This is a genomic window from Streptomyces sp. AcH 505 (assembly GCF_000818175.1).
Classification (GTDB): Bacteria; Actinomycetota; Actinomycetes; order Streptomycetales; family Streptomycetaceae; genus Streptomyces.
In genome coordinates, this window is the sequence record NZ_JTIY01000001.1 from 6,188,315 (window position 1) to 6,192,404 (window position 4,090).

The window sequence follows — 4,090 nt, forward strand, 5'->3', positions numbered from 1 at the left end:
GCGTGCACGGCCGGACGCCGCCTGGCGTGGCACGCGGCCGGACGCCGCCTGCCGTGGCGGGCTGATGGGGTGTCTCATCGGGCTCCTTCGGAGGGGTGAGGGGCGCCGCGGAGGCCGGTCAGGCGTGAAGGCCCCACAGGCTCGGGGCTTAGTTTCTTAATTAATCTATGGAACTTCTGGCGACATGGCCCCGCACATGCCAGCGGTCGAGCACCGTACCCGTGCGTCGGCGCGGCATCAATACATCGGACCAAAGTGGCCGTCGGCAAGCAGTAAGTGCCAGAGCCTGTCCGGCGGTTCAGGGCCGGACAGACCCTAGGCGCGGGCGATCAGTTCGGGGCCGTGGCCCGGGGCCACCGAGCCCTGGAGCACCAGAGCCGCGCCGCCGATCGCCGCCGCGTCCCGCGGGTTGCTCGACAGCTCCACCCGCACACCGTGCACGTCGCGGGTGTACGCGTGCTCGGAGAGCCGCCGTCTGATCTCGCTCACGTAGATCGACCCGGCCACCACGAAACCCGGCCCGGCCAGCACCAACGTGTCGAGGTCCCACAGGTTCACCAGTGCCACCGCACCCTCGGCGAGCAGCGCCGCGGACTCGTCGACCAGCGCGCGCGCCTGCTCGTCACCGTAGAGCGCGGCCCGTGCCAGCACGTCGAAGGCCCAGGCGTCGGGGTCGTCGGCGCTGATCCGCAGCCGGTCGGCGAGCCCCTGCACCGCACGGGCCCGGCGCACCACCGCGCGCGGCGCCGCGTACATCTCCAGGCAGCCGCGGTTGCCGCACAGGCAGAGCTCGCCGTCCCGGATCACCGCCACATGTCCGATCTTTCCCGCGTTGGAGCTGGCGCCGCGGTGCAGCGCGCCGTCCAGGACGACGCCCGACCCGATGCCGCTGTTCATGTACAGACAGCCGAAGGTGCGGTTGCGGGAGACCTGTCGGCTCCAGAACTCGCCGACCGTCGCCGCCGCCGCGTCGCTGTCCACCAGCACCGGGATGTCGAGTCGGGCCGCCAGCGCGTCCGCGAGGTCGAGTCCCGCCCACTGCGGCAGGCCCGGCGGGGCGAGGAAGCCGCCGCGCACCACGTCCACGGGCCCGGGGCCGACCACCGCGAGGCCGGCGACGCTCTGCCTCTCCAGGCCAAGACCCTCCGTCACATCCTGGTGGAGGGCGGCCAGTTGCTCGACCGCGCCCTTGGTGCCGCCCGGCTCCGCACCGCCGAGAACGGCGTCAGCCCCCGGGCCTGCGACGAGGGCGCGGCCCACCGTGCCGCCGCGGGTGTCGGTGACCACGCAGGTCAGCGCGTCGGCGCCGACATGGATCCCGACGCCGTAAGCCGCCCGCGAGTTGATGATCAGCATGGTGCGCGGCTTGCCCCCGGTGGCGACCGTGTCGCCGGTCTCGCGCACCACCCCGCCGTCGATCAGCCGCCGCACGATGGTGGAGATCGTCGGCTGTGTCAGCCCTGTTGCCTTGACCAGCTCGACCCGGCTGATCGGCCCGGACGACCTGATGAGGTCGACGATGAGTGCGCGGCTGCCTGGTCCCGCTCCCGCAGACTCCCGTCGGGCCATCCTCGTCCGCCTTCCGCTTCGCCGTACGCTGTCGTACGACTACGTCAAGCATGAGGTTAGACGAGACCCACGACCGGGAGGCCACCATGCCAGCGCCCGCGACCAGCGACGGGGTCCGCCCGCGGCGCGGCACTCCGGTCGGGCTCGCCCTGGTACGGGACGCCGAGGTGCTGGGCGCCGAGCCGTTCTTCCACGACTTCATCGCCGGCATGGAGCGCGTCCTGGTACCGCTCGGAGTGCCGGTGCTGCTCCAGGTCGTGGCCACGGTGGCCCAGGCCTGCGAGCGGATGCGGGCCTGGGCGCACCAGGACCAGGTGCAGGGCGTGATCCTCATCGACCTGCTGCCGGGTGACGAACGGGTGGCGCTGGTCAAGGAACTCGGCATGCCGACGGTGGTGATCGGCGATCCGGTGACCGCGGGCGGACTGCCCGCCGTGTGGACGCAGGACGACGTGGCGATGCGGGACGTGGTGGACGAGCTGGTCGCCGCGGGCCACCGCCACCTCGGACACGTCGCGGGCCCGGCGCAGATGGCGCACACGATCATCCGCCGGAGTACGTTTCAGACGGCGGCCGCCGGACACGGCGTGCGCACCACGACGTTCGAGGGGGACTACTCGGAAGCCGCGGGCGTACGGGCGCTGACCGCGCTGCGCGCGCTGGAGAACCGGCCGACAGCGCTGGTCTTCGACAACGACCTGATGGCGCTCGGCGCACTGCACGAGGCGGGCCGGGTCGGGCTCGGTGTGCCGGCCGACGTGTCGCTGGTGGCCTGGGACGACTCCGCCCTGTGCCAGCTCGCCGACCCGCCGCTCGGCGCGGTCAGCCATGACGTCCAGGAACTGGGCGAGCTGACCGGCCACACCTTGGCGGACGCTCTGGTCGCCGCCCCCGCCGTCATGGTCAAGGCCCCGCCGGCCCGCCTGGTGGTACGCGGCAGCGTCTGAAGTCGCCCCGGTCCACGCCCGTTTGCCCGCCCGACCGGTGCGGTCCGGCCCGTCAGGCACTTTGATAGATAATTAATCTTTCTTATTGACTTCCGTGGGGCGCTCGTAGACGCTGTGTCGCGTTCGAGCACGTCTCAAGCGAAGGAAGCCCTATGGACCACCGCACCAGGCCTTGGGCCGTGCGCGTCATGGCCGGGTCAGTCATCAGTGCCCTCGCCCTCTGTCTGGCCGGCTGTGGCACGAGCGGCGACGCGGCGAGCGGCACCGGCGGCAGCGGTTCGATCGACGTCGTCACCCGCTGGTCGGCCGGCAACACCGCGGCGGCGGCGCAGGACCACGTCTTCAAGGCCTTCACCAAGAAGACCGGCGTCAAGGTCAACGCCACCGACGGCCTGGAGACCATCGACGACCAGGTCGAGAACGCCGTCGCGGCCGGCAAGTCACCCGACGTGGTGATCGTCAATCTCTACGACAAGACACTCGGCTGGCAGGACGCCGGCGTCACCGTACCGGTCGACACCTACCTCAAGGAGTGGGGCCTCGCCGACAAGATGAAGCCCGGCGCGCTGGACGAGTGGCGCGTCGGCGGCAAGCCCGGAGGCACGCTCCAGGGCCTGCCGTTCTCCGGCTTCAGCTGGCCGGTCTGGTACAACACCGACCTGCTCGAGAAGGCCGGCGTCGACACGGTCCCGGCCACCACCGACGAGCTGATCGACGCCGCCAAGAAGCTGCGTGCCGCCCACATCCAGCCGCTCACGGTCGGCGGCAACGACTGGACCGGGCAGAAGCTCTTCTACCAGATCGCCCAGTCCTACACCGACGCCGCGACGATGGAGAAGGTCATGGGGAGCGGCGGCTACTGCGCCACCCCGTCGGTGATGCGAGGCATCAAGCTCTTCATCCAGTTGCGTGACAGCGGCGTCTTCGCCGACAACGCGGCCGGCCTGAACGCCGACACGATGTACGCGGCCTACTACTCCGGCAAGGCCGCCATGATGTCCGCCGGCTCCTGGGCGTACACCGACGCCAAGAAGTCGGGCACCGGAGTGGAGACGCACACCACGCTCGCCGGCCTGCCGTTGGCCGCAGGGTCGGTGTTCCAGAAGCCCACCGCCCTCCAGGGCTTCACCGGCGTCGGTTTCATGATCACCAAGCGCGGCGCCTCGAAGGACCGCATCGACAACGTGCGCAAGTTCATCACCTCCTTCTACGACGCCCCGACCGTCGGCGACTTCGTGAAGGACGCCGCCATCCTGCCGCCCACCACAGGTGACTTCACCAAGTACGCCGGCGACCCGCTGCTGTCGCAGTCGCTCAAGCTCGACAAGGCCGTCGACTACGCCGTGGTGCCCGACGTGTGGATCGGCCCGGCGTCCGACCCGATCGTCCAGGTCCTGACCGGGGCGTACGGCACGTCCTCCGCCGACAAGATCTGCGCGGACCTCGACGACGCCACCAAGAACGCCAAGAGCTGACCTCGAACGACCCTGCGGCTCCTGCCCGTTGCGCCAGTCCCTCCCCGGCCGAAAGAGACAGTTCGATGTCATCGACCAGCACACTGGCCGGCCCTCGCG

General features: G+C 70.6%; 3 protein-coding genes. 2 read left to right on the forward strand and 1 reads right to left on the reverse strand.

Features of this window, described 5'->3' with window-relative positions; all coding sequences use genetic code 11:
- Positions 1 to 315: 315 nt before the first annotated feature.
- Complete coding sequence (locus HY68_RS27550) at positions 316 to 1,569, reverse strand: ROK family transcriptional regulator (protein WP_198533355.1); 1,254 nt, start codon at positions 1,567 to 1,569, stop codon at positions 316 to 318.
- Between the two features lie 86 nt (positions 1,570 to 1,655).
- Here HY68_RS27550 and HY68_RS27555 point away from each other — a divergent pair, with 86 nt between their 5' ends.
- Positions 1,656 to 2,516, forward strand: a complete 861-nt coding sequence (locus HY68_RS27555; protein WP_041993761.1) for a LacI family DNA-binding transcriptional regulator — start codon at positions 1,656 to 1,658, stop codon at positions 2,514 to 2,516.
- A 152-nt stretch (positions 2,517 to 2,668) separates the two neighbouring features.
- Positions 2,669 to 3,991: an extracellular solute-binding protein gene (locus HY68_RS27560; protein WP_041993765.1), complete on the forward strand. Its 1,323-nt coding sequence runs from the start codon at positions 2,669 to 2,671 to the stop codon at positions 3,989 to 3,991.
- Positions 3,992 to 4,090 lie beyond the last annotated feature (99 nt).

Excerpts from the sequence above, each read along its gene's own strand:
- HY68_RS27555 (WP_041993761.1), top strand. The coding sequence starts at position 1,656 with ATGCCAGCGCCCGCGACCAGCGACGGGGTCCGCCCGCGGCGCGGCACT.
- HY68_RS27550 (WP_198533355.1), bottom strand. The coding sequence starts at position 1,569 with ATGGCCCGACGGGAGTCTGCGGGAGCGGGACCAGGCAGCCGCGCACTC.
- HY68_RS27560 (WP_041993765.1), top strand. The coding sequence starts at position 2,669 with ATGGACCACCGCACCAGGCCTTGGGCCGTGCGCGTCATGGCCGGGTCA.